This window comes from Salinisphaera sp. T31B1 (assembly GCF_040361275.1).
Taxonomy (GTDB): domain Bacteria; phylum Pseudomonadota; class Gammaproteobacteria; order Nevskiales; family Salinisphaeraceae; genus Salinisphaera.
In genome coordinates this window covers 465,735-491,734 of sequence record NZ_APNH01000002.1, presented here as the reverse complement: position 1 = coordinate 491,734, position 26,000 = coordinate 465,735, and the positions used below count along the sequence as shown (strand labels likewise).

Below are 26,000 nucleotides of genomic sequence, written 5' to 3'. Positions count from 1 at the left end.
CGGCTGAGCCCGTACGATGTCGGGCGATCGCGGCGGGCCGCGGCGCGCAGTCGGGCACGCCGGCCCGCCAGCGGCTGACAGCGCATTCGTCGGAACACTGCATCTTGAACGGCGCATATCGCTTGGCCATCGGATGTTCGTGCTGAGCACCCACGTGCTTGCCGGCGTGGTGCTCCTGGCTCTTGCCTTAGCACGCCCTTGGGCGGTTGCCGCTGTCGGTCTGGTCGTCGTTTCGGGCGTGTACGCCTATCACCGGGCCTGTCTGCGACACGACCGCGAGATCGTGCGGTTGCGCTGGCCTGCGGATCACCATCTGGCCTGGCAGACTGCCGATGGCCGTTGGTACCACGGACGGCTGACCACGGCGTATGCCTTCGGCCGCTGGCTTGTTGTGCTTGGCTTGCGCGCCGACCACGCCCGCTGGCGCCGTTGGCATTGTCTACTGTTCGCCGATGCGTTGAGTGAGCGGGCGCATCGCCATCTGCGGGCTCGACTGACGGTCTATCCGCCGCCGCTGGACGATGTCGAAACCGGGTAAGCGCATCGCGGTATCCGGCCGGTGCGCCAGCGCGCTGTTATGGATCGTGGCGGCTGCGGCGAACTCGGCGACCCTGCGCTTATCGAACGAGGAATGTCCCGATGTCGGGTCCGGCCGGAGTGCGGCGCACATGGACTGCGGCTGGCTCGAGAGCCAGGCGGTGATCGGCTCCGTGCCGGTACGGCTGCGTGTCGTCGTGCTGCGGGCACGGCCGGATGCCAAGGATCCCATGCCAGTTGTTTATATACCGGGCGGGCCAGGTGACCCGGCACGGCTTGACGGTGCTGGCATTGCGCGCTGGCGAGACTGGCAGCAAAGGGCCGGCTGGCCGCACGACGTGGTTCTGTTCGATCCCCGCGGGACGGGTCAGAGCCAACCCAGGATCAGCTGTCGGAGGCGGGTCGGCCCAGATGCCGACTCGAACGGCGTGCCTTTACGCACGGCCGGCGATGAGTTCGCCGGCGACGTGCTCAGAATGGCGCAGTGCTATCGACGGCTCGGGGCGACACGGGCGGCCGCCTTGGGCCCAGCCGCGCAGATAGCCGACCTGTCACGGTTGATTGATGCCCTGAAAGTGAGCGGCGTTCATCTGTGGTCGGTTTCCTACGGCAGTCGGATCGCCCAGCTCTACGCGCGCCGGCATCCGTCACGGGTACGCTCGCTGGTACTCGATTCGATGTTTCCGTTCGGCCGCGATGCGCTGGAGGTCCTGCCGGCCCAGTTCGGCGCCGCACTCGACGGCCTGGATGCCTGGTGTGATGCTCATTCAACCGAATGCGCTGCCGCGCCGGGACGGCCGAGTGAACAGGTCGCCAAGCTGCTTGCCCGCTACGAGGAGCAGCCGGCGTTGCTCTGGGACATCGGCCGAATGGGGCGGGTCGCGATCCGGCCGATCACGCCGTATCGGCTGTTGAGCATGGTGCTGCTGGCCGGCTACACGCCCGGCACGCGTGCCGAGACGATACGTCGGCTCGTGCGCGCAGGCCAGGGACACACGGCTGCGCTCGGACCGCTCTGGCAGCGGATGCACGCGCGCGTGGTCGATACCGCGCATAGTGACGCTGTCTTCTGGAGCACTCGCTGCGCCTTCACCCGGTCACGCGACGGATCCCGCCGCCATTGGCGGGCTGCGTTGCAGACCTATCGGGAGCTCAAGCCTTATCTTGCCGCCGCCGGGACGATCTCGGTATGCGATCTATGGCGGATGCCCGACGTGGGCAGCGGAGCAGGACACGGCCGGCTGCCCGCACCCACGCTGGTGGTCTCGGGGCTGGCCGATCCTGCGACACCGCCGGAATGGGCACGGTCGTTCGCGGCGGCCCATGCGCGGGCGCGATGGCTGGCCGTGGCAGACGGCGGCCATGGCGTCACGCTGACAGACGGCTGCGTACAAGGTGCAGTTGCCGTATTTCTCGACGCGCCAGCGGCCGTTCTGCCGGCCTGCGACGGCTCCAGCGGCAACGATCACAACGGTCGGTAGACCACGCCGGGCACGTCTTCCCGTGGTGGCGAGAGTACTGTATGCATGGCCCGGGGCAGGGTATGCGGAAAGTCCCGTGTGTAGTGCAATCCGCGGCTTTCGCGGCGTTCGAGCGCACTGCGGATGATCAACTCGGCGACCTGGGCCAGGTTGCGCAATTCCAGCAGGCCCGGTGTCACCCGGAAAGTGCCGTAGTAGTCGTGGATTTCGCGACGCAGCAGCTCGACGCGGTGCAGGGCGCGTTCGAGACGTTTGGTGGTGCGGACAATGCCGACATAGTCCCACATGAAACGACGGATCTCTTGCCAGTTATGGGCGACCACGACTTCTTCGTCGGAGTCGGTCACTCGTGATTCATCCCAGGGCGGCAGCGGCTCACCGGGGTCCGGCGCACGGCAGGCGTCGTCGGCGGCGATCGCTTCGGCCGCGGCGCTGGCGTAGACGATACATTCGAGCAAGGAGTTGCTGGCCATGCGGTTGGCGCCGTGCAGGCCGGTGAAGGCGCATTCGCCGATCGCGAAAACGCCGGCGATATCGGTCCGTCCGGCCAGATCGGTGATCACACCCCCACAGGTGTAGTGCGCGGCCGGCACCACCGGCAGTGGCTCCCGGCTCATGTCGAGCCCGAGTTCCAGACAACGCCGGTTGATTGCAGGAAAATGCTTTTCGATGAAGGCCTTGTCACGGTGACTGATATCCAGCCAGACGTGCGGTTCGCCGGTTCGTTTCATCTCCGCATCGATAGCCCGGGCGACGATGTCGCGCGGGGCCAGTTCGGCGCGAGCATCGTGGCGCGGCATGAAGCGGCTGCCGTCGGCGAGTTTGAGCAGCGCGCCTTCGCCACGCAACGCTTCGCTGATTAAAAATGACCGTGCTTCAGGGTGATACAGGCAGGTTGGATGAAATTGCATGAACTCCATGTTGGCTACCCGCGCGCCCGCACGCCAGGCCATGGCGATACCGTCGCCGCTGGCTGCGTGCGGGTTGCTGCTGTACAGGTAGGCCAGATTGGCGCCGCCGGTGGCAAGCACCACATGACGCGCGGACAGCGTATGCACCTGGTCGCCTTCAATATCGAGTACATACACTCCGCGGCAGCGGCCACGCGGTTCGCTGGCATCATCGGTCATGATCAGCTCGACGGCCATGTGGTGCTCGAACACGGTGATCTGCTCGGCGTTGCGTGCCAGGGCCTCGAGGGTGGTTTCGACGGCGCGACCGGTGGCGTCTTCGGCGTGAATGATGCGGCGATGGCTGTGCCCGCCTTCGCGGTTGAGATGATAGGCATAGCCCGGCGCCTTCTCGCCGGGCTCTGCGCGGGTGAAGGGCACGCCGCGTGCGATCAGCCACTCGATGGCCTCACGCGAGCGCGAGACAGTGAATCGCACCGCGGGTTCGTCGCACAGGCCGGCCCCTGCATTGAGGGTGTCGGCGACGTGGGCCTCGATGCTGTCCTCGGCGTCGAGGACCGCGGATATGCCGCCCTGGGCATACCAGGTGCTGCCTTCGGCGAGCGCGCTCTTCGAGATTACAGCGATTCGGCGCGCGCCGTCGGCGAGTCTCAGCGCAAGCGTCAGGCCTGCGGCGCCGCTGCCGACGATCACGACGTCAAAGTGTTCAGAGTGGGCGGTATCGACTTCTGGCATGACGAAACGGGCTTGCACCGATAGACTGAGCGCCTCCGCGCGGCGCGCTCGAATGAAATGACGACAGGTCCATGAACGTTGGCAGCATAGCGCAAATCAATTGCGAACTATTTGTGGAATCCGGGGTCTACACGGATATCGGCCGCTGGGCGTCATTCAAACACGAGGTCAATTCGCGCATTCCTAGCTCTTGTTCCACGACCGGTTGGTACGACGTCTAGATGAGTGAAGACGCCAGCGACGACCAACTGGTAGCCCGCGCTCAGGCTGGCGACGACCGTGCATTCGATCTGCTCATACGCAAGTATCAGCACAAGGTCATCAAGCTGGTCGCGCGCTATGTCAATCCGGCGGATGCGCCGGACGTGGCGCAGGAAGCGTTCATCAAGGCCTATCGGGCCATGAGCGGCTTCAAGGGCAACAGTGCGTTCTATACATGGCTTTACCGAATATCGATCAACACCGCGAAAAACTTTCTGGTCGCACGTTCACGGCGACCGGCGAGTCAGGATATCGACGTGGCCGACGCCGAGGCATTCGGCCATATGGATCGCTTTTCCGAGCAGGACACGCCCGAGGCGCTGCTGGAGAGCGAGGAGATTCGCGACACCGTGATTGCCGCGATACAGGATTTGCCGGAAGACTTGCGTACCGCCATCATGTTGCGCGAGCTGGACGGCATGAGTTACGAAGAGATCGCGCAGTCTATGGATTGCCCGGTCGGCACGGTCAGATCCCGGATCTTTCGCGCGCGAGCGGCGATCGAGGAGAAACTGGTGTCCCTGGCGGACAAGTGAGGACAGCATGAACGAGCAGTTTTCAGCTTTTCTGGATAACGAAGCGACCCGCGACGAATCCGATTCGGTCATCAACGCGCTGCTTCGTGACGAACGGCTCCGCGAGAGCTGGGGCCGCCAGCACTGGCTGCGCGAGACACTGCGTGCGCACCGTGGCGAGCCGGCCGTCGGTCTGGACAGCGGTTTCTCGACCCGGGTGATGCAGGCTATCGCTCAGGAGGACAGCGAGAGTCGGCCGGTGCGTGCAGACGTGCGTCCGATTTCCACGGCCCCGCGTGCCCGACGGCGACGCTGGCGTGGCATGACGACCGGTCTGGCCGTGGCCGCCTCGGCTGCAGGCATGGCGTTTCTGGTCACTGGCGGGTCGATTACCCGCGATGAGAACGCACCGGAGAACCTCCAGGAGCCGGCCGTTGCGGCCGCGACGGTTTCGCCGTCGGCCACACGTGTCAAGACCAGCCGCGACGTGGCGAACACGCCAGCCGACAGCAGCGCCATGCTGGCAGCCGGCAATGTCCAGAACGCGGATATCCGTTCGGTGAGTACGAATGCGCGTCGTACATCGCCGGCCGATCACTGGTCGGTATCGGATCCGGCGCTCGAGGAGGAGCTCAATAGCTATCTCGTCGAGCACAACGGGCTGGCCCGTGGTTATGGGCTGTCCGGCACCACGCCCGCGTTCGTTCGCGTGGCCACGTATGGGCAGGAACCGACGCAGTGACACGAGCGCTTTCAGCGTTCATCCTCCTATTCGGATTGGTTGGGCTCGCCGGCGCGGCGCCGGCGAGCGATCACGACGGCGCCGACCACGCCAGCGTCGATGCGCTGCTCTCGCGGGCATCGACCGCTGTGCGCAGCGAAAACTACAGCGGTGTGCTGGTCTACCTGCGTGAGGATCAACTCGACACGCTGAGGGTCATCCATCGTTTTCAGGACGGGCTCGAGCAGGAACGGCTCGTGTCGTTGACCGGCCAACCCCGTGAAGTCATTCGGCGCGGCGGGGTGGTGACTTCGATCCTGCCCGATAACAAGGTCGTACTCATATCGCGGCACAAACGCGAAGGGCTGCTGGGCAGCGTCGCCCAGTTCTCGCCCGAGCGAATGCGTGCTCATTACGACGTTCACGACCTGGGACAGCGACGGTTGGCCGATCGCGTCGGCCGGCTCATCGAGATATCGCCCAAGGACGAATTCCGCTACGGCTATCGAATGCTCATCGACGAGCAGACAAGCCTGCCGCTCAAGCTCGATCTGGTGCGCGGCGACGACGTGGTCGAACAGCTCATGTTCACCCAGATCGACTTTCCAAAGACCGTTCCAGACGACGCATTCATGCCGGGCTACGATATCGACGGGTTCCGGGTGATCAAGCACGAGGCTGTCCAGGTCGAGGACAAGCCCGTACCCGAAGACGCCTGGAAGCCGACCGACCTGCCGCCGGGTTTCGAGCTGGCTGAAGACGGCGTACGTCGCGTGACCGAGAACGGCTATGTGCGCCAGATGCTGTTCACCGACGGGGTGGCCACGGTTTCGGCGTTCATCGCGCCGGCCGGGCTTCGCAAGCCGCTGGAAGGCGCCACGACCATGGGTGCCGTGAACGCGTTCGGCCACGTGGTGGGCGATACGCAGATCACCGTTGTCGGTGAGGTGCCGGCTGCAACGGTCCAGCGCATTGCGCGTAATCTGGTCCACGAGAAGAGCAAGGCCGATACCGGTTCGTGATACGCACGGCGGCTGTAGTGCCACGATAAGTAGGCACTAGGGGGCCGTGCCGTGTGGAATGCCGGTATGGTGCTTTTGTGTGCGGACAATTCAAAGGGCTGTCGTCATGTACCACCACCCCCATCGTGCCGGTCTGTTCGGGCTGCTGATCTGTTGCGTGATCGCACTCTCGGCCTGCGGCAGCGAGGACCCGGTCGCACCCCCCGAACCGGTCGCATTGCCGGATTTCACCGGCCTGGTGAAACATGTATCGCCTGCGGTGGTGAACATCAGCGCTTTGCCGGCCAGTCAGGATAGTCAGAGTGCGGGTCAGGGCAGTGACGCGCCCGCGCCAGGCGACAACCCCCTGGAAGGATGGCTGCGCCGTTTCTTCGACGACCGTCCACAGGGCGAGGACGGCGCCCCGATGCCGATGCCGCCGGGCCCGGGCGCGGCGCCGCAGCCCTCTCTGGGCTCCGGGTTCATCATTTCGCGGGACGGTTATATTCTGACCAATCGGCACGTGGTTGCGGACGCCGGCCAGATCGTGGTCAAGCTCAACGATCGCCGTCAGCTGATCGCCCAGGTCGTGGGCGAGGACCAGTACAGCGACCTGGCGGTGCTCAAGGTCGACGCGAAAGACCTGCCGATCGTTCGGATCGGCGATCCCGACAAGCTCGACGTCGGCTCCTGGGTAGTGGCAATCGGCTCGCCGTTCGGTTTCGAGACCTCGGTCACCGCCGGCATCGTTTCGGCGAAACAGCGTAATCTCGCCAGCGATCAGTACGTTCCCTTCCTCCAGACCGACGTGGCGATCAACCCGGGAAACTCGGGCGGGCCCTTGTTCGATCTGGCGGGCGAGGTCGTGGGCATCAACTCGCAGATATACAGCCAGACCGGCGGTTATCAGGGCGTGTCGTTCGCCATTCCGATCGATATCGCCATGGATGTGGCGCATCAGCTGCGTGAAAGCGGCACCGTGACCCGCGGTTGGCTCGGCGTCCAGATACAGGATGTCGATCGCGAACTGGCCGAGTCGTTCAAGCTCAAGCGGCCGGAGGGCGCGCTGGTGGCCCGGGTGATGCCCGACAGTCCGGCCGAGAAAGCCGGCATCCAGGCAGGCGACGTGATCATGGCGTTCAACGACGAGGAGGTCGATTCCGCTGCCGCACTGCCGCCTCTGGTCGGTACCGTGGCACCCGGCAAGAGCGCGACCGTCACCGTGCTACGCGACGGCGACCGGCAGGATATCGACGTGGATATCGAGAAACTGCCCAAGGACATCAATACGCGCGCCGCGCCCGAGCCCGCGCAGTCTTCCGAGGACAAGGCGTCCTACGGGCTCACGCTGGAATCGCTCGATACCAAGGCCCGGCGTCAGCTGGATCTGACCCAGGGCGGCGTGCGTGTGACCGACGTCGCCCCCGGCGCGGGGATGCAGGCGGGCATCGAGCCCGGAGACGTGATTCTCGCGGTGGGCGCCGACAAGGTCGAAGATGTGGCCGCGCTGACCGATGCGCTCGATCAGGCCGACGGACCGGTGGCACTGCTGGTTCTTCGCGATGGGACGCGCCTGTATCTGGCAATCCGGCCGGACGCCGGCTGACTCGACAGCGCTGAAACCGGATCGCTCGAGCGCGTATACTCTTGCGATCCACGTTATCGCCCCGGCCTGGCCGGGGCGATTGTTTTATGCCGTGCGCCTTATCGGCCCATCACGAAGTCTCAATGCAGTCACGCATACGCAATTTTTCCATCATCGCCCATATCGATCACGGCAAGTCCACGCTGGCGGATTGCTTTATCAAGACCTGCCACGGGCTGACCGAAAGGGAGATGGCCGAGCAGGTGCTCGACTCGATGGATCTCGAGCGTGAGCGCGGCATCACCATCAAAGCCCAGGCGGTCACGCTCGACTATACCGCCGCCGACGGCCATACCTATCAGTTGAACTTCATCGACACGCCGGGGCACGTGGATTTCTCCTATGAAGTCTCGCGTTCGCTGGCCGCCTGCGAAGGCGCGCTGCTGGTGGTGGATGCCTCGCAGGGCGTCGAGGCGCAGAGCGTGGCGAACTGCTATACCGCGATCGAGCAGGATCTCGAAGTGGTACCGGTGCTCAACAAGGTCGACCTGCCGGCGGCCGATCCGGATCGCGTTGCCCAGCAGATCGAGGACGTGATCGGTATCGAGGCGACGGACCGGCTGCTGGTCTCGGCCAAATCCGGACTGGGTGTGCCCGATGTGCTGGAGGCGATCATCCGGCGTATCCCGCCGCCGGCTGGCGACGCCGAGGCGCCGCTGCAAGCGCTGATCGTGGATTCCTGGTTCGACAATTATCTCGGCGTGGTGTCCCTGGTGCGGATCGTCAATGGACGCCTGTCCAAGGGTGACCGGATCCGCGTGATGGCTACCGGACGCGAACACGACATCGACGATATCGGCATCTTCACGCCCAAGAAGCAGCCGAAGAAGACGCTCGACGTCGGCGAGGTCGGCTACGTGATCGCGGGTATCAAGGAGATCGACGGCGCGCCGGTGGGGGACACGCTCACCCATGCGCATGCGCCCTGTGAAGCCCGCCTGCCCGGGTTCAAGCAGGTCCAGCCGCGGGTGTTCGCCGGCGTGTACACCGTTTCTTCGGACGACTACGAGGATTTCCGTGACGCACTGGCCAAGCTGCGGCTCAATGATTCGTCGTTGAATTACGAGCCGGAGACATCGGCGGCGCTGGGATTCGGTTTCCGGATCGGCTTTCTGGGCATGCTCCATATGGAGATCGTCCAAGAGCGACTGGAACGCGAGTACAACCTTGATCTGATCACCACCGCGCCTACCGTGGTCTACGAAGTCGTGACCACCGACGGCGAGGTGCACGCGATCAGCAACCCGACGTCGCTGCCCGATGTCGGCCAGATCGACGAGATCCGTGAGCCGATCATTAGGGCGACGATTCTCATGCCACAGGAGTTCGTCGGCCCTGTGCTGCAGCTGTGCATGGAAAAGCGCGGCGTGCAGAAGGACATGCAGTACATGGGCAACTCGGTGTCCATGAACTTCGAATTGCCGTTGTCCGAGGTCGTGCTCGACTTCTTCGACAAGCTGAAGTCTGTATCGCGCGGCTTTGCTTCGTTCGAGTACGATTTCGCACGGTTCCAGGCCGCCGATCTGGTGCGTCTGGATGTGTTGATCAACGGCGACGGCGTCGACGCGCTGGCCCATATCGTGCACAGGGATCGCAGCTACGAGCGCGGCAAGGCGCTGGTGGAAAAACTCAAGAACATCGTGCCCCGGCAGATGTTCGACGTGGCCATCCAGGCGACCATCGGCACGCGGATTATCGCCCGGTCGACGGTCAAGGCGATGCGCAAGAACGTCACCGCGAAGTGCTACGGCGGGGACGTCTCGCGTAAACGCAAGCTCTTGGAAAAACAGAAGAAAGGCAAACGTCGGATGAAGCAGCTCGGCAGTGTCGAGATCCCCCAGGAAGCGTTCCTGGCGGTGCTGTCCACCGACGATTCGGACTAGGCGGACTGGCGGTTGCAAGCGAGCAGGGCATGAACAACGTGCATATGGACTTCGAGGCATGGCTGGCAATCGCCACCATCGTTACGGGCATCGTTTGGCTGCTCGACAGGCTCTGGTGGTCGCGAAACCGCAGCGATGGCCGTGAAGGCAACTGGGCCATCGAGCTGTCGCGCTCGTTCTTTCCCGTGCTGCTGGCCGTGCTGGTGCTGCGCGCGTTCGTCTTCGAACCGTTCCGGATCCCGTCCAAGTCAATGGTGCCGACGTTGCTGGTCGGGGACTTCGTTCTAGTCAACAAGTTCACCTACGGGCTGCGCGCCCCCGTGTTCCATACCAAATTTCTCGATCTGGGCGAGCCCGAGCGCGGGGATATCGTGGTCTTCCGCTACCCGCCCGACCCGACCAAGGACTACATCAAGCGCGTGATCGGCCTGCCCGGCGACCAGATCACCTATCGCGACGAACACCTGTATATCAACGGAGAACGCGTGCCGCTCAAGGATCTGGGCATTTATGACGGCCCCGATGCCGATGTGTTCGACACCATGCGCCAGTTCATCGAACAGTTGCCCGACGGTCCGGCGCATCCGGTGCTCCAGGTCACCGGCCGGCGCGGCCCGGAAGTCAGCGTGACCGTACCGGACAACAAGTATTTCGCCATGGGCGACAATCGCGACAACAGCGCCGACTCGCGCGTCTGGGGCTTCGTGCCCGAGGCCAACTTCGTCGGCAAGGCGTTCATGATCTGGATGAGTGTCGACTTCTCCGATTTCGACGTGCGATGGTCGCGTATTGGCCATCTCCTGCATTGAGAGGCTGACCATGCGCCCAGCTCAAACGTCGACCAAGCGTGCAGATCTTCATCCAGGTGCACTCATGCGCTCGCGCCAGCGCGGCATGACCCTCTGGAGCCTGCTTTATGTACTGATCACGCTGGGCCTGATCGCGCTCGTGGCGGTCAAGAGCCTGCCCGTGTATCTCAACGCCTATGACGTGCGTCAGGCGATCGAGTGGGCAGGGGCCGAACCGGATCTGGTCAGCGCCAGTGCCCCGGCAATCCAACAGGCCATCCAGCGCCGTTTCGATGCGGGCTACGTGGACAACATCCACGGTCGCGACGTGGCCGTGACCAAGGTGGCCGGCGGGCGCGAGATCTCGCTGGCCTATGAAGTGCGCCGGCCATTGCTGTTCAATATCTCGCTGGTGTACTCGTTTTCCGAAAGCGCTCGTTTGAACGGTACCGATGGCCAGTAGCCCGCTCGATGAACAACGCGCGGTCGCCGCGCTCGAAACCACGCTCGGCCATGTATTTGCCGATCGCGCGCTGCTTACCCAGGCGCTGACACATCGCAGCGCCGGTCCCAGACACAACGAACGGCTTGAGTTCCTGGGCGACGGGGTCCTTAATTTCATCATCGCAGCCGCCTTGTTCGAACGTCGGCCGGATGCGCCGGAAGGGGATCTGTCGCGCCTTCGCGCGGCGCTGGTTCGCGAGCGGACGCTGGCGGCGATCGCCGGCGAAATTGCCTTGTCGAAGGCGCTCGTGCTCGGCCCGGGCGAGATGCGCGATGGCAGCCGGCGACGGGCGTCCATTCTGGCCGATGGCGTGGAAGCCCTGCTCGGCGCCATCTATTGTGATGCCGGCTTCGCAGCGGCACAGTCGGTCGTGCTCGGCCTGTACGACCAGCGCCTGAACGACCTGCCCAGCGCCGACAGCCTGAAGGACGCCAAGACACGCCTGCAGGAATGGTTGCAGGCACGCGGGCGCAAGCGCCCCGAATACGAACTGGTGCGCGTCACCGGGGCGGATCACTGCCAGGAGTTCGTATGTCGCTGTGTCCTCGCCGACAGCGGTGACGCGGTCGAAGGCGAGGGCGGCGGACGGCGCAAGGCCGAACAGGATGCCGCTCGGCGTATGCTCGAGCGCCTGGGTGATGAGCCCAATAGCTAATCGCTTGCCTTGCACCGACCTGCCGACGCGCTCGCCGGCCCTTCGCAGTCTCGTAGCCGTACCCCGGCTGTATTTCGAACGTATCGACGCTCTTCCAGGAATCGCCTAAATGACAGAATCCGTTTCCACCCGTTCCGGCATGGTCGCGCTCGTGGGCCGGCCGAACGTGGGTAAATCGACGCTGGTCAACGCGCTGGTGGGCGAAAAGGTGAGTATCGTCACCCCGAAGCCGCAGACTACGCGTCATCGTATCGTGGGCGTGCTCACCCAGCCCGGGCTGCAGATCGCGCTCGTCGACACGCCGGGTCTGCACACCGGTCAGCGCAGCGCGCTCAATCGCGTACTCAACGATACCGCCATGGCCAGCCTGTCGGGGATCGATGTCGTGCTGTTCCTGGTCGAGGCCGGACAGTGGCGCAGTGAGGACGCGGCCGCTCTGGCCCGCCTCGAAAAGCTCTCGGTGCCCGTCGGACTGGTCATCAACAAGGTCGATCGCGTACCCGACAAGAGCGAGCTGCTGCCCTTCATCGAACAGGTCGCGGGCAAGCGGGCGTTCGCCTTCGTCGCACCGGTATCGGCGAAGAAAGGCAAGAACCTCGGTGCGATCGTCGATGAATGCAGCCAACGAATGCCCCCGGGGCCGTTCTTATTCCCCGAGGACGAATACACCGATCGCAATCTGCGCTTCATCGCGGCCGAGACAGTGCGCGAGAAACTGACCCTGTTTCTACAGCAGGAACTGCCGTATTCGGCGGCGGTCGAGATCGAGCGTTTCGATACCGGCGGTGAGCAGATCGAAATCCATGCCTGTATCTGGGTATCGCGCGACAACCACAAGGCGATCGTCATAGGCCGGGGCGGCGCGATGCTCAAGAAGATCGGGCGCGCGGCACGGCTGGACCTGGTCGAACGGCTCGATCATCGGGTCGATCTGCGGCTCTGGGTGAAGGTGCGTGAAAACTGGATCGACAGCGAGGCCAGCGTCCGCGATCTGGGCCATTGAGCCGGCACTGCGGTGCGCGTCGAACTCAACGCCTGTCGAGTCCTGCATCGCCGCGCCTGGCGCGATACCAGCCTGATCTGCGAAGCGTTCTCGCGCGACCACGGCCGTATCGCGCTCGTCGCCAAGGGCGCCCGGCGGCCGAAATCTCGATGGCGCGGGCTGCTCGAACCGCTGGCAGCCGTCGATCTGGCCTGGAGCGGCCGAGGCGATCTGTATACGCTGACTGACGCTGAGCCGCGACAACGTTCCGCGCTGACCGGCCACGCACTCATGGGCGGTTTCTATGCCTGCGAGCTGGTCATGCGTCTGACCGCTCGCGACGATCCGCATCCGCCGTTGTTCGAGAGTCTGGATGCACTGCTCGACGCCATGCACGCCGGCGCGCCTGCGATCGTGGCACTGCGGTTTTTCGAGCGGGACCTGCTCGACGAAGTCGGCTACGGTGTCAATCTTTCCGCAACTGCGGATACCGGCGAGCCGGTGGAGCCCGGCCGTGACTATCTCTATCATCCGGACACCGGGCTGCACAGCGCGATTGCGGGGCAGACACAGGCGGCCGTTCGAGTGCCGGGCAGCGCGCTGGTAGGCCTGGTGCGCGGCCGCTTCGATAGCCGCGCCGATATTCGTGCGGCTCGTGATCTGATGCAGGCAGCCATCGCTCCGCATTTGGGGGCGCGGCCGCTCAAGTCGGTCGCCACCCTGCAGGCGATGCAGCAGTTTTCCGCCGGCCCTGCCCAGCGTGCGCGGCCGGCGACCTTTTCCAAGACGGACGATTCCGACCATGGCTGAACACAATTCGATTGCCCCGATCCGGCTCGGCGTGAACGTCGACCATGTCGCCACGTTGCGTCAGGCCCGCGGAACCACTTACCCGGATGTGGTCGCCGCCGCGAGAGCCGCGGTGGCGGCCGGGGCCGACAGCATCACCGTGCACCTGCGCGAGGACCGCCGACATATCCAGGACGCCGACGTCGAGGCGCTGACTGCCATTGGCGAACTGGTGGTGAATCTGGAGATGGCGCTCACCGACGAGATGATCGAGATCGCGCTGTCTCGACAGCCGCGCGATGCCTGTCTGGTTCCCGAACGGCGCGAGGAGCTGACCACCGAAGGCGGGCTCGATGTCGCCGGTCAGCTGGAGGCCGTAACGGCTGCACTGCAGCGTTTGCATGCGGCGGGCATCAACGCAGCGCTGTTCATCGATCCCGAGGCCGAGCAGATCGATGCCGCGGCCCGCGCGGGGGCGCATCATATCGAGCTGCATACCGGTGCCTATGCCGATGCCAGCGACGACGCCGATCGCGAAACGCAGCGTGCACGTATCGCCTCGGCGGCCGAGCATGCCGCCGCGCAGGGCCTGGAAGTTCATGCCGGTCACGGTCTGACCGTCGACAACGTCGGCCCGATCGCCGCGATTCCGGCCATCGTCGAGCTCAATATCGGCCATGCCTTGATCGCCGACGCGGTATTCGTCGGGCTGAGCGAGGCAGTTCGGGCCATGCGTGCGGCCATGGACGCCGGTCGGCGTGCGCTGGATTAGCTGCGTCCACGATTCCGGTTAACCTCGATGCAACGGCACTGCTAGAATCCGCGCATGAAAAGCTATCCCACGCTAGATCACTTTGTCGGCGACAGCGCGCTGACTCGCCTTCAACGACTGCCCGAGGCGTTCGGCTGTCATGCCTCGAACACGGTGCTGGCCAAGCTGGAAGGCGACAATCCGGCGGGTTCGGTCAAGGATCGGCCGGCCTACAGCATGATCCGGCGCGCCGCCGAGCGCGGCGAGATCCACCCCGGCGATACCCTCATCGAGGCCACCAGCGGCAATACCGGCATCGCGCTGGCTATGGTCGCGGCCATGCAGGGCTATCGCATGGTCCTCATCATGCCGGAGAACATGAGCGAGGAGCGCCGGGCCTCCATGCGAGCCTACGGGGCTGAGATCATCTCCGTATCCGAGTCCGAAGGGATGGAGGGCGCACGTGATCTGGCCGCACAGATGGCCGCCGACGGCAAGGGGGTGGTGCTGGACCAGTTCGCCAATCCGGACAACCCGCGTGCCCACTACGAGACCACCGGCCCGGAACTCTGGCAGGCCACCGGCGGCCAGATCACGCATTTCGTGGCCACGATGGGCACGACCGGCACCATCATGGGCTGCTCGCGGTATTTGAAGGAACAGAACGCGGCTATCCAGATCACCGGCGTACAGCCGGCCGGGGAGTCCAAGATCCCCGGTATCCGTCGCTGGCCCGAGGAATACCTGCCCAGCATCTTCGAACCCGAGCGGGTCGATCGCGTGATCGATGTCGAGCAGGGCGACGCCGAAACCACCATGAAACGGCTGGCGCGAGAGGAGGGCATCTTTGCCGGGCCCTCATCCGGCGGCAGCGTGTTCGCCGCGCTGAGCCTCGCCCGTGAGGTGGAGAACGCCACGATCGTGATGATCATCTGCGATCGTGGCGATCGTTATCTGTCGACTGGCGTATACGACAAACCGTGAGCCGTGATCGAATCGCGCTTGCGCTGACTACCACGGTTGATATCGAGGCCGTACGCCGTCTCCACGATTACGGCGATCTGGACGACGCCGGCGTGGTCCGCGCCTTCGAGCAGACACGCATGCAACGCTACGGGCACCTGGTGCTGCCCGGTTATTTGCGACGGCTCGATGGGCTGACCTGCATCGTCGATCGCGGCGGCGATATCCACATGCTGGATATCGCCGACGATGTCGACGAGGGACGTATGCTCGATACGCTGGATCGTGCCCTGGACGGACGGGCCGCCGATACGCTGGTCTGGCAGCACGACGAACTGGGCCTGTTGACGACCCGGGCGCTGCTCAACCGGCGCGTTCTGGCGCCGGCACTCTGCGATGGCCACCCGATTGCGCTCGCCGATACGTTGTTCGATGGCGACGATGACGAAGCCGCCGCCGCCGAGGCAGCCATGATGACGGTCTATGGCCTGCAGCCGGATCGCGGCACGACCGCGATTCGCGCGGCCAATCGCTACCGCCTGTGGCTGGGGCGCGAATACAGCCTGGGACGGATCAGCGGCGCCGATCACGATACGCGTATCGAGGCGCTGGCGGCGGCCGTGCAAGCCGTGGCGGGTCGATGAGCCGGCGCAGCCGTCGGCGGGCGCCTGCCGAACGCGGCGTGGTGGAAATCGAGGATCTGGCCAGCAACGCGCGCGGTGTCGGCCATGTCGATGGAAAGGCCGTGTTCGTAGCCGACACGCTGCCGGGCGAGCGCGTGCTCTATCGGCCAACCAAGCGCAAGCCCCGTTTCGACGAAGCCAGTCTGGAGACGCTGTTCTCTGCTTCGGCCACGCGCACGACGCCGCGCTGCAAGCACTTCGGCGTATGCGGCGGCTGTGCGCTCCAGCACGCCGACGCCGCGGCCCAGATCGAATTCAAGCAATCCCAGTTGATGGATGCACTCGAGCGGGTCGGAAAGGTCCGACCGGAGACCGTACTGGCACCGCTGAGCGATGCACGCTGGGGGTACCGGCGGCGTGCGCGCCTCGGCGTGAAATACGTGCCGAAGAAGGGCGGTACGCTGGTCGGCTTCCGCGAGCGCGGGGCGCCGTTCATCGCGCTGCTCGAACGCTGTGAGGTGCTGGTCGAGTCCGTCGGCACGCGTCTGACGGAACTCGCTCGCATGATCGATACGCTGTCGATTCGTCAGCGGCTGCCGCAGATCGAGGTTGCCGCGGCCGACAACGCGGTCGCGCTGGTCCTGCGAGTGCTGGATTCGCCCACCGAGGCCGATCGGGCGCAACTGGCGGCGTTTGGACAAACCCATGGGTTTTCGATCTATCTGCAGCCGGGCAACGAGGACACCATCGAGCCGCTGAGTCTGGATGCGCCCGCGCTCTATTACGAGCTGCCGGCCTACGACGTGCGGCTGTATTTCCGGCCCAACGATTTCGTGCAGATCCATGCCGGCATCAACCGCGCGATGGTCGATCAGGCGCTTTCCCTGCTGCAACTCGACCACGACGATACGGTGCTCGAGCTCTTCGCGGGGCTGGGCAACTTCTCGCTTCCGATGGCGCGTACCGCGCGCCGCGTGATCACCGTCGAAGGCGAAGGCGGGCTGGTCGAACGCGCCCGCGACAACGCGCGTGCCAATGGCCTGGACAATATCGAGGCCCATGTGGCGAATCTGTTCGAGCCGCCGGCCACGGCGGCCTGGACGACCGGCCCGGTCGACAAGGTGCTGATCGATCCGCCGCGCTCGGGCGCGCTGGAAGTACTCGATCAGGTGGCGGCCACCGGGGCCCGGCGTATTGTGTACTGCTCCTGTCATCCGGCCACGCTGGCCCGCGATGCCGGAGAACTGGTCGGCCGGCTGGGGTATCGTCTGACCCATGCAGGGGTCATGGATATGTTTCCGCATACCGCACATATTGAATCGATGGCCGTCTTCGAGCGGACCGGGAGCTGAGCCGATGGCAATCGAGATCGAGCGCAAGTTCCGGGTCGATGGCGAGCAGTGGCGCGAGCAGGCGCATGCCAGTCGGCGCTTCGAACAGGGTTATCTGTGCGGAGACGGGCCGGCTTCGGTACGGGTTCGTATCGAAGACGACCAGGCCAATCTGAATATCAAGGCGGCGGTCGTGGGTACCTCCCGCGCCGAGTACGAGTATGCGATACCAGTGGCCGAGGCACGTGAGATGCTCGCCACGATGTGTGTGGCCGCTCCGGTGATCAAGACGCGTCACTGGGTGGTGCATGCCGGTCATACCTGGGAGATCGATGTCTTCGAAGGGGCCAATGCGCCGTTGATCGTCGCCGAGATCGAGCTCGATGACGTCGACGAGACGTTCGAGCGGCCGCTTTGGCTCGGTCGCGAAGTGTCCGACGATCGCCGCTACTACAACCACGCGTTGGCGTTTTCGCCGTACGCCGACTGGGCCGACCAAGCATGACCGCACCCACGATCGATATCGATCTGCACGCCCAGCGGCTGACGCTCCTGGATGCCGACGGGCACACGATAGAAGGCTACGATGTCTCCACCGCGAGCAAGGGCGGCGGCGAATTCGAAAACAGCCACCAGACACCGCGCGGGCACCACCGCATCCGCGCCAAGATCGGCGCGGGGGCGGCCCCCGGGACGGTATTCAACGCGCGCCGGCCGACCGGGGAGATCTATTCCGTCGAGCTGGCCGAGGCGGCCCCTCGGCGCGACTGGATCCTGTCCCGTATTCTCTGGCTCTGTGGCGAGGAGATCGGGCGCAATCGGCTGGGCGCCATGGACAGCATGCGCCGGCATATCTATATCCACGGCGCGGCCGATACCGCCGTGATGGGCAAACCGGGCTCGCTCGGCTGCATTCGCATGACCAACAGTGACGTGATCGACCTGTTCGAACGGGTTCCGGTCGGCACAAAGGTATTCATACATGAATGAGGGCGTTGCCCGGCCGGGTCCGCTACTGGTGGATGTGGCCGGCACCCGGCTCGACGACAGTGATGCCGCGGTGCTCGCGCATCGCGGCGTGGGCGGGGCGATTCTGTTCACCCGTAACTACGACAACCCGGAACAGCTGGCTGAACTGATCGCCGACATGAAACGAATCCGGCCCAACCTGCTGATCACCGCCGATCAGGAAGGCGGACGCGTTCAAAGGTTTCGACCCGGGTTCACCCAAGTGGTGCCCATGCGGATGATCGGTCGGCTGGCCGAACATGATGCGCAGGCGGGCATCGATGCAGCCCGCGAAATTGCCTGGCTGCTGGCAGTCGAACTGGGCCGGGTCGGCGTGCACCTGCCTCTGGCGCCGGTCGTGGATCTGGACTACGGCGCCTCGGCGGTGATCGGTGACCGCGCCTTTGCATCCGACGCTGAACTGGCCGGCACCCTGGCTCGGGCGTTCTGCGAGGGCCTGGTCGAGGCCGGCAGTGCGGGGACGGCCAAGCATTTTCCCGGCCATGGTTATGTCAGAGCCGATTCGCATGCCGAACTGCCGATCGATCATCGCAGCCGGGGCGAACTCGCCGTCGACATGGCGCCGTATCAGGCATTGATCGGGGCCGGGCTGGCCTCGGTCATGATGGCCCATGTTCGCTATCCCGCCATGGACGTGCTGCCGGCAAGCCTGTCGCGGTACTGGATCACCGACGTGCTCCGAGGGGAGCTCGGTTTCAACGGCTGCGTGTTCTGCGACGATCTGAGCATGGGCGGGGCGGCGGCGATCGGCGATTATCGCGAGCGGGCCCGGCTGGCCCAGACCGCCGGCTGCGATTACGTGCCGGTATGCAACAACCGCGATGCAGTGCTTGCGCTGCTCGACGCGGTATTGTGGGACGACGAGCCCGCCTGCCAGCGACGTGAGCGCCTGTATGCCGCCTGTGCCGCCACGCGCTCCGCGCATCCGCCGGAACCGGCCGATGCGCGCTGGCAGGCCGCGGTCGCCTTAAACAACCGCCTGGCGCGGGAGTACGGTGATCCGGCCGCCTGAGCCGAGAAGCGGCGTACGACGGCCGGGGTTGCCATCGATCAGGGTAGTCAGATGACCATGGCAGACGAGCTTATAAGCCGGTACGGGCCGGCCCCGTTCCAAGGAGGCGTGTGAATACACTCGGCACGGTCTTCGACCAGGCACTCGCGTTCTACAAGGGCCTGGAGGCGGAGTGGGGCGTGGCGGTCGATATCTTCAGCATCGTCTTCGTCACGGGGCTGATCGATCTCGTCACGCGTGTACTGCTGTCCTGGATTGGCCGACACGCACGTCGCAGCGACAACGTCTGGGACGACGCAATCTACTACAGCGTCAACGGTCCGCTGCAGGGCGTGATCTGGGTGATCGGTCTGTCGCTGGCCCTGCGCATTGGCCAGCCCGAGGACGGCTGGTTCTGGCTCGAGTATGTCGGTCGTGTCCGCGGCGTCGTACTGGTGGCCTTGTTCGTATGGTTCCTGTTCCGGCTGATTCGCTCGGTCGGCGCGAATCTGCTCGCCCGCGCGGCCGGTCGCGACAACGCGATCGATACCACCACGGCCGATGCGATCGGCAAGCTGCTGCGTATTTCGGTGCTGATCACGGCCGGGCTGATGATCATGCAGGTCTTCGGTGTTTCACCCTCGGCGCTGCTGGCGTTTTCCGGGGTCGGCGGCATCGCGGTGGGTTTCGCCGCCCGTGACGTGCTGGCCAATATCTTCGGTGGCCTGACCGTCTACCTGAACCGGCCGTTTTCGGTGGGCGACTGGATACGTTCGCCCGACCGCGATATCGAAGGCGTGGTGGAGGCGATCGGGTGGCGTGCGACCACGGTACGGCGCTTCGACATGCGCCCGCTGTACGTGCCCAACGCCGTGTTCTCCAACGTTGCCCTGGAGAATCCGTCGCGCATGACCCATCGTCGCATCATGGAGACGGTCGGGTTGCGCTACGACGACGCAGCGGCCATCCCGGATATCGTCGAAGCCGTACGCAAGATGCTCGATGACGACGACGCCATCGACAGCGATCAGGTCATCCTCACTTATATCGACAGCCTCGGCGACAGCGCGATCCACCTGCTGATCTACTGCTATACCTACACAACCGACTGGGCAGAATTCCTGGCGATCAAGCAGAGTGTTCTGCAGCGCGCGCAGGATATCGTGCGCGAGCACGATGCCGCGATCGCGTATCCGACGACCACTCTGCACGTGCCGGGCGAACTGCTCATCGCACGTGCTTCGGCCGGCGACGAGGATGAGCAAGAGGAAATCGACGCCGAGAAGGTACAATCCGAGCGCACACAGGCGGTCGCACGCGAAGCGCGCCGCGCCGAACACACCCAGGGCCCGGACAGCCCAAGCGAAGAAGGCGAAGCATGAGCGGTTTTGATTCCGAACGTTATGACGAGGCACGCGCGGTACGCGCGGCCGCCGATTGTGTGATCGACGCAGCCGCGCTCGACGCTTGCTACGACCGCATGGCCGAGCAGATCACCGCACAGCTGGCCGATAAGGCGCCGATCATGATGTGCGTGATGTTCGGTGGCATGCACCCGACCGCCGAGATCACCAAGCGGCTGGATTTCGCCTTCGAGCTGGACTACCTGCACGCCACCCGCTATCGCGGTGAAACCAGTGGCGGCGAACTGGTCTGGAAAGTCAGCCCCGGCCTGCGGCTGGACGGTCGCCATGTCTGCATTATCGATGACATTCTCGACGAAGGGCATACGCTGGAAGCCATCATCAACGCGATCCAGGCCCAGGGTGCGGCCTCGGTGACCACGGCCATGCTGCTGCGCAAGAACCACGACCGCTGCACGCCCGGCGTGCATGCCGATATCGTCGGTGCCGAGATCGAGGACCGCTACGTGTTCGGCGCCGGCATGGACTACAAGGGCTATTTCCGCCAGTTGCCCGCGGTATATGCCGTCGACGGCGATCAACACCCCAAGCACGGCGGCTAGCCGCTCGGCAGATTGTCTTGGCGTGACTGACCGAAAGCGGCGACACCGCGCGCCGCCCGTCCTCTACCGAACGAGTCGCACATGAGCGAAACCGAGACTGCGCCCATTGGCATCATCGGCGGCACCGCGCTTGCGGACCTGGCCGAGCTCGAGGCCGCCGAATCGCGCACCGATATCAAGACACCCTGGGGCGCGCCCTCGGGGCCGCTGGTACGCGGCCATCTCGCCGGCCGCGCCGTGTGCTTCGTCATGCGCCACGGCCCCGGTCACAAACTCGCCCCGCATCGCATCAACTACCGCGCCAATATCCAGGCGCTCGCCGATGCCGGCTGTAAGCAGGTGATCGCCATCGCCGCGGTCGGCGGCATCACCGACGCCATGCGCGCCGGGCGTATCGTCATTCCCGATCAGATCATCGACTACAGCTGGGGCCGGGCACACAGCTTCTACGACGATCCCGAGGGCGGGCTGCTCGATCATATCGACTTCACCGAGCCCTACGATCCCGTGCTGTCGAAAGCGTTGGTGGATGCCGCAACCGGGCTCGACCTGGATCCGGCCGCCGGCGGCGTACACGGCGTCACCCAGGGCCCGCGCCTGGAAACCGCTGCTGAAATCGACCGCATGGCCCGCGACGGTTGCGACATCGTCGGCATGACCGGCATGCCCGAAGCCGCGCTCGCGCGCGAAGCCGGCCTCGACTACGCCTGCTGCGCAGTCGTGGTCAATAAGGCCGCCGGGCGCAGCGGCGGGGCCGCGATCCATGCCGAAATCGAGGCTACGCTCGCGCAGGGCATGGCCGATATCGAACGCTTGCTGGTCGCCGTATCGCCGAAGCTCGCGTAGCGCGTCGGCTACGGTCTTCGTAGCAATCGCCTCTGCGAATCGGGCCGCTATCGACCCAAAGCCACCATTCGATGCGTGTGAGCCTCACAGGCTATTAATAGCCGTTCTGGGCTTATAGGCGGCGCTTGTATGGCTGTCCACCGTATATTTTTGGATCAGGTAGGACGCTATGCTCTCAACGTGTCGGTTTGTATAGACGTGAACCTTGAAGCTTCGAATATATCGAATCAATCTCCAGCTCGAATCGATATTCGAGGGCCGTTGAGCTGTCCGACCGCAATATTCGCAGCGCATGACTACCGAACTGGCGAGCAAACCCTCGTCCTCTAATACTTGTGCTACAAGACGAGCGTTTTCAGCGCCATTGTCGAAAGACTGGTATCCGTAAATTGGCTCGTGGGGACAGCATCCTGGGAATTTTCCACACCCGTTCCCCCTAGCATCGGGGACGCCCCATTGGTCGACCACAAAGATCCCCCGTGTGCACACGATTACCAGCCCCACATGACGGGTCTCGTCTTCGGTGTTCACTTCGAAACCGTGTAGAAGAATATACCGTCGGGATCGGAGTAGACGCCGCCACACAACCCTCGTCAGGATCGACAAGACCCACGATTTGAAGTGCTCAACCGCTTCATAGGGCGCGAATCCCCACCGGCTTAATGGGTTCATCGCCGCCACGATTTTTTGAAAGGGTAAAAATATCAAGCCTATGAGCGCTAGCCGCGATTTCAACATCATACCGATACCGATCGTCGCGTTCCTGGAGGCCGAAGTCTGGCGCTGGACCTAAATAACCCAAAACCGAAGTCTTGGAGTCATCACAGCAGTGTCATCCCGCCGTCCACACGCAAGTTGACACCATTCACAAAACTGGCCGCGTCGGACGCCAGAAATAATGCAGCTTGGGCTAGTTCATTCGCTTCTCCCATTCGGCCCAACGGAATTGCTTCGGCCATTGATCTTTCGAACGCCGGGCGTTGCTCATACGGGATGCCTAGTTTTGCTAGAATCGCGGTATCAACGGGGCCGGGGCTCAGTACGTTGACGCGTATTTCGCGGTCCTTGAGTTCGATGGCCCAGTTGCGGGCGAAGGCATTGATTGCGGCCTTCGTCCCGGCGTATACCGCATGCCCGGCTAGCACTTTCTCGCTGGCGATTGAGCTGGTAAGAATGATGGTGCCCCCGTTGCTCAGAAGCGGTAGCGCCTTCTGTACCCCGAAGAAAACACCGCGCGTGTTCGCGCCGAACTGGACGTCGTAACTGTCGGCCGTCACCTCGGAGGTGTCCTCGATATGGTTCATACCGGCGTTCGCCATATAGATGTCAAGACTGCCAAACCGTTTTTCGATGAGCGCCATGAGGGCATCATGGTGTGCCAGATCCGCAATATCGCCCGAAACGCCGACAGCGTTCTCGCCCAACGTCTCGATGGCCTCATCTATCGCCTGTTGTCGGCGACCCGTAATCACCACGCGGGCCCCGGCGAGCGAAAAGGCCCTCGCCGCCGCTAGACCGATGCCGCTGCTGCCGCCAGTAACCAAGGCAACCTTGCCGTGAAAATCCGTCATCGTAATGACCTGTTTAAGTATTGGAGACTGTCAGTGAGAGCGATGCCCGGCTCGCTCAGGGCACGACCACGAAGTCCGGATTGGCGATGGCGAATACCGCATCTCGATCCGGCGCGGGCGGATAGATCCAGACCGTATTGATCTCTTGCTTGATCTTCTTGGCCTCGTCGCGGATGAAATGAATCTGGCGATCCCAGCCCTCTGTGTAGATCGCGCCCCACGGGCCGAGGTCGAGGCAGGTGACGTATTTCGGCTGACTGTAGGGATGCAGCGGGAGACCGACGAGCTCGGCCGCGGCGTTGTGCCCGGCAACGCGCCCGAGGCTCATGGCGTGCTGGCACGACATGACGTTGTAGTTGCCTCGGTCATCCGTGGCGGCCTTGACCGTATCGCCAGTCACGAAGATTCCCTCCGCCATCGGCGCCCGAAGATATTGATCGCCGACCACCCGCCCTAACCCGTCGTGTTCGCCGGGTATCTGCGCGGTAAGCGCACTCGCTCGCATGCCCGCAGCCCACACCACCGTATTGGCTTCGATGCGTTCGCCGCTGGATAGGGTGACGCCGTCGCCGTCGACCGCGGTGACGCGTACTCCGGCTCGGGGCTCGACACCACATTCGCCCAGTGCCGTCGCGATAAGCGCAGCTGATTCCGAGCCCATACCGGCGCCGATAACATCGGCGGTATCGACGATGACTACTCGGATATCGGCGTTGTCACCGAGCGCGGCGCGCAGGCGGGTCGGCATCTCGGTGGCCGTTTCCAGGCCGGTTAGGCCGCCACCGGCGACGATTACCGTATTGCGTGCGCGCGTGTCGGGCCGGGCTGCCAGTGCTTGGAGGTGAATATCCAATGCCTGCGCCTTGTCGAGCGTGTTGACCTCGAAATAGTGATCGGCAAGCCCTGGAATATTCGGCAGGAATAGTCGGCTACCGGCGGCGAGGACAAAGCTGTCGTAAGAGAGGGTGGCGCGATCGCCTGCCATCGTTGCGACGACGATCTCCTTTTTGTCAGCATCGATGGTCTCGACCCAACCGGCCAGGAAATTCACGCCCACGACCTTGAGCAAAGGCCCAATATCCGGATCCATGTTGTCGAGTAACGATTCATAGAGGCGCGGACGGATGGTGACCCGTGGCTCAGGCGATACCATTGTCACCTCGACCTCGCCTTCCTTACCGGCTACCGCGACGGCGCGCGCCGCGGAAATGGCAGCCCAAAGGCCGGCGAAACCGGCGCCGGCGATTAAAATCTTTTGAGTCATGACTGTTTTCCTGGGTGGGTACGGAGGAATGGCCTGATGCCGTTCATGCCGTAACTAGAATCTGAACCGCGTGCGGCGGGGCTTCAGGATTTGATGAAAGCCAGCAGGTCGCGGTTGATGACATCGGCGTGGGTGACGCACATGCCGTGCGGGAAGCCGTCGTAGACCTTCAGCGTGCTGTTCTTCAGCAGCTCGGCCGATAGCAATGCTGAATCCTCGACCGGCACGATCTGGTCGTCCTTGCCGTGCATGACCAGCACGGGCACGTCGATCGACTTGAGATCATCCGTGAAATCGGTCTCCGAGAAGGCCTTGATACAGTCGTATTGCGCCTTGGCGCCGCCCATCATGCCCTGGCGCCACCAGTTGATGCGGATGGGTTCGGAAACGGCCGTGCCTTCGCGGTTGAAGCCGTAGAAAGGGATGGGCACATCCCAGTAGAACGCCGCACGATTATTGACGAGCTGGGCCCGGAAATCGTCGAAGACTTCGAGCGGCAGCCCGCCCGGATTGTTCGCGGTCTTGAGCATGACCGGTGGAACGGCGCCGATCAGAACCGCCTTGGCCACCCGGTCTTTGCCGTGGCGTGCCACATAACGCGTGACGACGCCGCCACCGGTCGAATGGCCGACATGGATTGCATCGCGTAGATCGAGGATATCGGCAAGTTCTGCGGTATCGGCAGCGTAGGTATCCATATCGTTGCCGGAGCTAGTCTGCGTCGAGCGCCCATCGCCGCGCCGATCATGCGCGATCACGCGATAGCCCTGATTCAGGAAGAACAGCATCTGGCCGTCCCATTCATCAGCGGTCAACGGCCAGCCGTGATGGAAGACGATCGGCTGACCCGAACCCCAGTCCTTATAGAAGATCTCAGTCTCGTCCTTGGTTTGTATCGTCGGCATGCGATGTGCCTCCGTTGTCTTCTGAATGGCTGAAAAACTCGAACAGGCGGATAGGGTCGGAGGCAGCGCGGCCAGTCCAACGACACTGAAACCGAGCTTGAGCACGTCGCGACGGCCCCACGTCGTAAAGCCGGGCTCCGCAGTGGTGGAGAACGCCGATGGGAGAGCGGGCCGATGGCCGCCCCGGTCGCTCGACGCACTCTCTGGATCGCTCATGACGGACCTCTTATCCGGCAGTTACCGTTCGGAGAGCAAAATGTAGAGCAACCACGCACGCGCGACTCCATTACGCTTGACCTGTTTCAAACGCCATTGCTATCGAATAAATTCGAGATCATGCGGCGCCTTCGT

The 26,000-nt window shown here is 64.0% G+C and carries 26 protein-coding genes; 22 read left to right on the top strand and 4 right to left on the bottom strand.

Features of this window, described 5'->3' with window-relative positions; all coding sequences use genetic code 11:
- Window positions 1–16: 16 nt before the first annotated feature.
- Window positions 17–538 carry a protein YgfX gene (locus tag T31B1_RS09145; protein WP_353249176.1) on the top strand — a complete coding sequence of 174 codons (522 nt, stop codon included), beginning with the start codon at window positions 17–19 and terminating at the stop codon, window positions 536–538.
- Window positions 522–2,018, top strand: a complete 1,497-nt coding sequence (locus T31B1_RS09140; protein ID WP_353249175.1) for an alpha/beta fold hydrolase — start codon at window positions 522–524, stop codon at window positions 2,016–2,018. Before T31B1_RS09145 ends, T31B1_RS09140 begins: the two co-directional genes overlap by 17 nt.
- On the opposite strand, the gene nadB is transcribed toward T31B1_RS09140, so the two are convergent.
- Window positions 2,003–3,664, bottom strand: a complete 1,662-nt coding sequence (gene nadB, locus T31B1_RS09135) for an L-aspartate oxidase (RefSeq protein ID WP_353249174.1) — start codon at window positions 3,662–3,664, stop codon at window positions 2,003–2,005. The two genes, T31B1_RS09140 and nadB, sit on opposite strands and share 16 nt — an antisense overlap.
- Before the next feature lie 221 nt (window positions 3,665–3,885).
- Here nadB and rpoE point away from each other — a divergent pair, with 221 nt between their 5' ends.
- From rpoE to T31B1_RS09035, 20 genes are all read left to right on the top strand, one after another.
- Complete coding sequence (rpoE, locus tag T31B1_RS09130; RefSeq protein WP_353249173.1) at window positions 3,886–4,461, top strand: RNA polymerase sigma factor RpoE; 576 nt, start codon at window positions 3,886–3,888, stop codon at window positions 4,459–4,461.
- Between the two features lie 7 nt (window positions 4,462–4,468).
- A complete protein-coding gene (locus T31B1_RS09125; protein WP_353249172.1) occupies window positions 4,469–5,182 on the top strand; it encodes a sigma-E factor negative regulatory protein in 714 nt (237 codons plus the stop codon).
- Complete coding sequence (locus T31B1_RS09120) at window positions 5,179–6,183, top strand: MucB/RseB C-terminal domain-containing protein (RefSeq protein ID WP_353249171.1); 1,005 nt, start codon at window positions 5,179–5,181, stop codon at window positions 6,181–6,183. The genes T31B1_RS09125 and T31B1_RS09120 overlap by 4 nt, the downstream gene beginning before the upstream one ends.
- A gap of 106 nt (window positions 6,184–6,289) precedes the next feature.
- Window positions 6,290–7,768 (top strand): DegQ family serine endoprotease, encoded by a 1,479-nt coding sequence (locus tag T31B1_RS09115; protein WP_353249170.1) that lies wholly within the window; start codon window positions 6,290–6,292, stop codon window positions 7,766–7,768.
- A gap of 122 nt (window positions 7,769–7,890) precedes the next feature.
- Complete coding sequence (gene lepA, locus T31B1_RS09110) at window positions 7,891–9,690, top strand: translation elongation factor 4 (RefSeq protein ID WP_353249169.1); 1,800 nt, start codon at window positions 7,891–7,893, stop codon at window positions 9,688–9,690.
- A 29-nt stretch (window positions 9,691–9,719) separates the two neighbouring features.
- Window positions 9,720–10,499 carry a signal peptidase I gene (lepB, locus tag T31B1_RS09105; protein ID WP_353249168.1) on the top strand — a complete coding sequence of 260 codons (780 nt, stop codon included), beginning with the start codon at window positions 9,720–9,722 and terminating at the stop codon, window positions 10,497–10,499.
- Between the two features lie 64 nt (window positions 10,500–10,563).
- A complete protein-coding gene (locus tag T31B1_RS09100; RefSeq protein ID WP_353249167.1) occupies window positions 10,564–10,941 on the top strand; it encodes a DUF4845 domain-containing protein in 378 nt (125 codons plus the stop codon).
- Window positions 10,931–11,638 carry a ribonuclease III gene (gene rnc, locus T31B1_RS09095; protein WP_353249166.1) on the top strand — a complete coding sequence of 236 codons (708 nt, stop codon included), beginning with the start codon at window positions 10,931–10,933 and terminating at the stop codon, window positions 11,636–11,638. Before T31B1_RS09100 ends, rnc begins: the two co-directional genes overlap by 11 nt.
- A 109-nt stretch (window positions 11,639–11,747) precedes the next feature.
- A complete protein-coding gene (era, locus tag T31B1_RS09090; RefSeq protein WP_353249165.1) occupies window positions 11,748–12,641 on the top strand; it encodes a GTPase Era in 894 nt (297 codons plus the stop codon).
- Window positions 12,642–12,653: 12 nt separating this feature from the next.
- Window positions 12,654–13,430: a DNA repair protein RecO gene (gene recO, locus T31B1_RS09085; RefSeq protein ID WP_353249164.1), complete on the top strand. Its 777-nt coding sequence runs from the start codon at window positions 12,654–12,656 to the stop codon at window positions 13,428–13,430.
- On the top strand, window positions 13,423–14,181 hold the full coding sequence (locus T31B1_RS09080) for a pyridoxine 5'-phosphate synthase (protein ID WP_353249163.1): 759 nt from the start codon (window positions 13,423–13,425) through the stop codon (window positions 14,179–14,181). The genes recO and T31B1_RS09080 overlap by 8 nt, the downstream gene beginning before the upstream one ends.
- A gap of 54 nt (window positions 14,182–14,235) precedes the next feature.
- The gene (gene cysM / locus T31B1_RS09075; protein WP_353249162.1) at window positions 14,236–15,144 is read left to right on the top strand and encodes a cysteine synthase CysM; all 909 of its coding nucleotides are present in this window, start codon (window positions 14,236–14,238) and stop codon (window positions 15,142–15,144) included.
- Window positions 15,141–15,767: a hypothetical protein gene (locus T31B1_RS09070; RefSeq protein WP_353249161.1), complete on the top strand. Its 627-nt coding sequence runs from the start codon at window positions 15,141–15,143 to the stop codon at window positions 15,765–15,767. Before cysM ends, T31B1_RS09070 begins: the two co-directional genes overlap by 4 nt.
- The gene (gene rlmD, locus T31B1_RS09065) at window positions 15,764–17,098 is read left to right on the top strand and encodes a 23S rRNA (uracil(1939)-C(5))-methyltransferase RlmD (protein ID WP_353249160.1); all 1,335 of its coding nucleotides are present in this window, start codon (window positions 15,764–15,766) and stop codon (window positions 17,096–17,098) included. Before T31B1_RS09070 ends, rlmD begins: the two co-directional genes overlap by 4 nt.
- Window positions 17,099–17,102: 4 nt before the next feature.
- Window positions 17,103–17,582 (top strand): CYTH domain-containing protein, encoded by a 480-nt coding sequence (locus T31B1_RS09060; protein WP_353249159.1) that lies wholly within the window; start codon window positions 17,103–17,105, stop codon window positions 17,580–17,582.
- Entirely contained in the window at window positions 17,579–18,067 is a 489-nt protein-coding gene (locus T31B1_RS09055; RefSeq protein WP_353249158.1) for a L,D-transpeptidase family protein, read from the top strand. The genes T31B1_RS09060 and T31B1_RS09055 overlap by 4 nt, the downstream gene beginning before the upstream one ends.
- Complete coding sequence (gene nagZ, locus T31B1_RS09050) at window positions 18,060–19,118, top strand: beta-N-acetylhexosaminidase (RefSeq protein ID WP_353249157.1); 1,059 nt, start codon at window positions 18,060–18,062, stop codon at window positions 19,116–19,118. The genes T31B1_RS09055 and nagZ overlap by 8 nt, the downstream gene beginning before the upstream one ends.
- Before the next feature lie 110 nt (window positions 19,119–19,228).
- Entirely contained in the window at window positions 19,229–20,479 is a 1,251-nt protein-coding gene (locus T31B1_RS09045; protein WP_353249156.1) for a mechanosensitive ion channel family protein, read from the top strand.
- Complete coding sequence (locus T31B1_RS09040) at window positions 20,476–21,063, top strand: hypoxanthine-guanine phosphoribosyltransferase (RefSeq protein WP_353249155.1); 588 nt, start codon at window positions 20,476–20,478, stop codon at window positions 21,061–21,063. The genes T31B1_RS09045 and T31B1_RS09040 overlap by 4 nt, the downstream gene beginning before the upstream one ends.
- Before the next feature lie 81 nt (window positions 21,064–21,144).
- Window positions 21,145–21,909, top strand: coding sequence for an S-methyl-5'-thioinosine phosphorylase (locus T31B1_RS09035; RefSeq protein WP_353249154.1), 765 nt, complete (start codon window positions 21,145–21,147; stop codon window positions 21,907–21,909).
- A gap of 821 nt (window positions 21,910–22,730) precedes the next feature.
- Here T31B1_RS09035 and T31B1_RS09030 read toward each other — a convergent pair.
- The 3 genes from T31B1_RS09030 to T31B1_RS09020 form a co-directional block, all read right to left on the bottom strand.
- Window positions 22,731–23,480, bottom strand: a complete 750-nt coding sequence (locus tag T31B1_RS09030) for an SDR family NAD(P)-dependent oxidoreductase (RefSeq protein ID WP_353249153.1) — start codon at window positions 23,478–23,480, stop codon at window positions 22,731–22,733.
- Window positions 23,481–23,535: 55 nt separating this feature from the next.
- Window positions 23,536–24,744, bottom strand: a complete 1,209-nt coding sequence (locus T31B1_RS09025) for an NAD(P)/FAD-dependent oxidoreductase (RefSeq protein ID WP_353249152.1) — start codon at window positions 24,742–24,744, stop codon at window positions 23,536–23,538.
- Window positions 24,745–24,827: 83 nt separating this feature from the next.
- Complete coding sequence (locus tag T31B1_RS09020; protein WP_353249151.1) at window positions 24,828–25,649, bottom strand: alpha/beta fold hydrolase; 822 nt, start codon at window positions 25,647–25,649, stop codon at window positions 24,828–24,830.
- Window positions 25,650–26,000 lie beyond the last annotated feature (351 nt).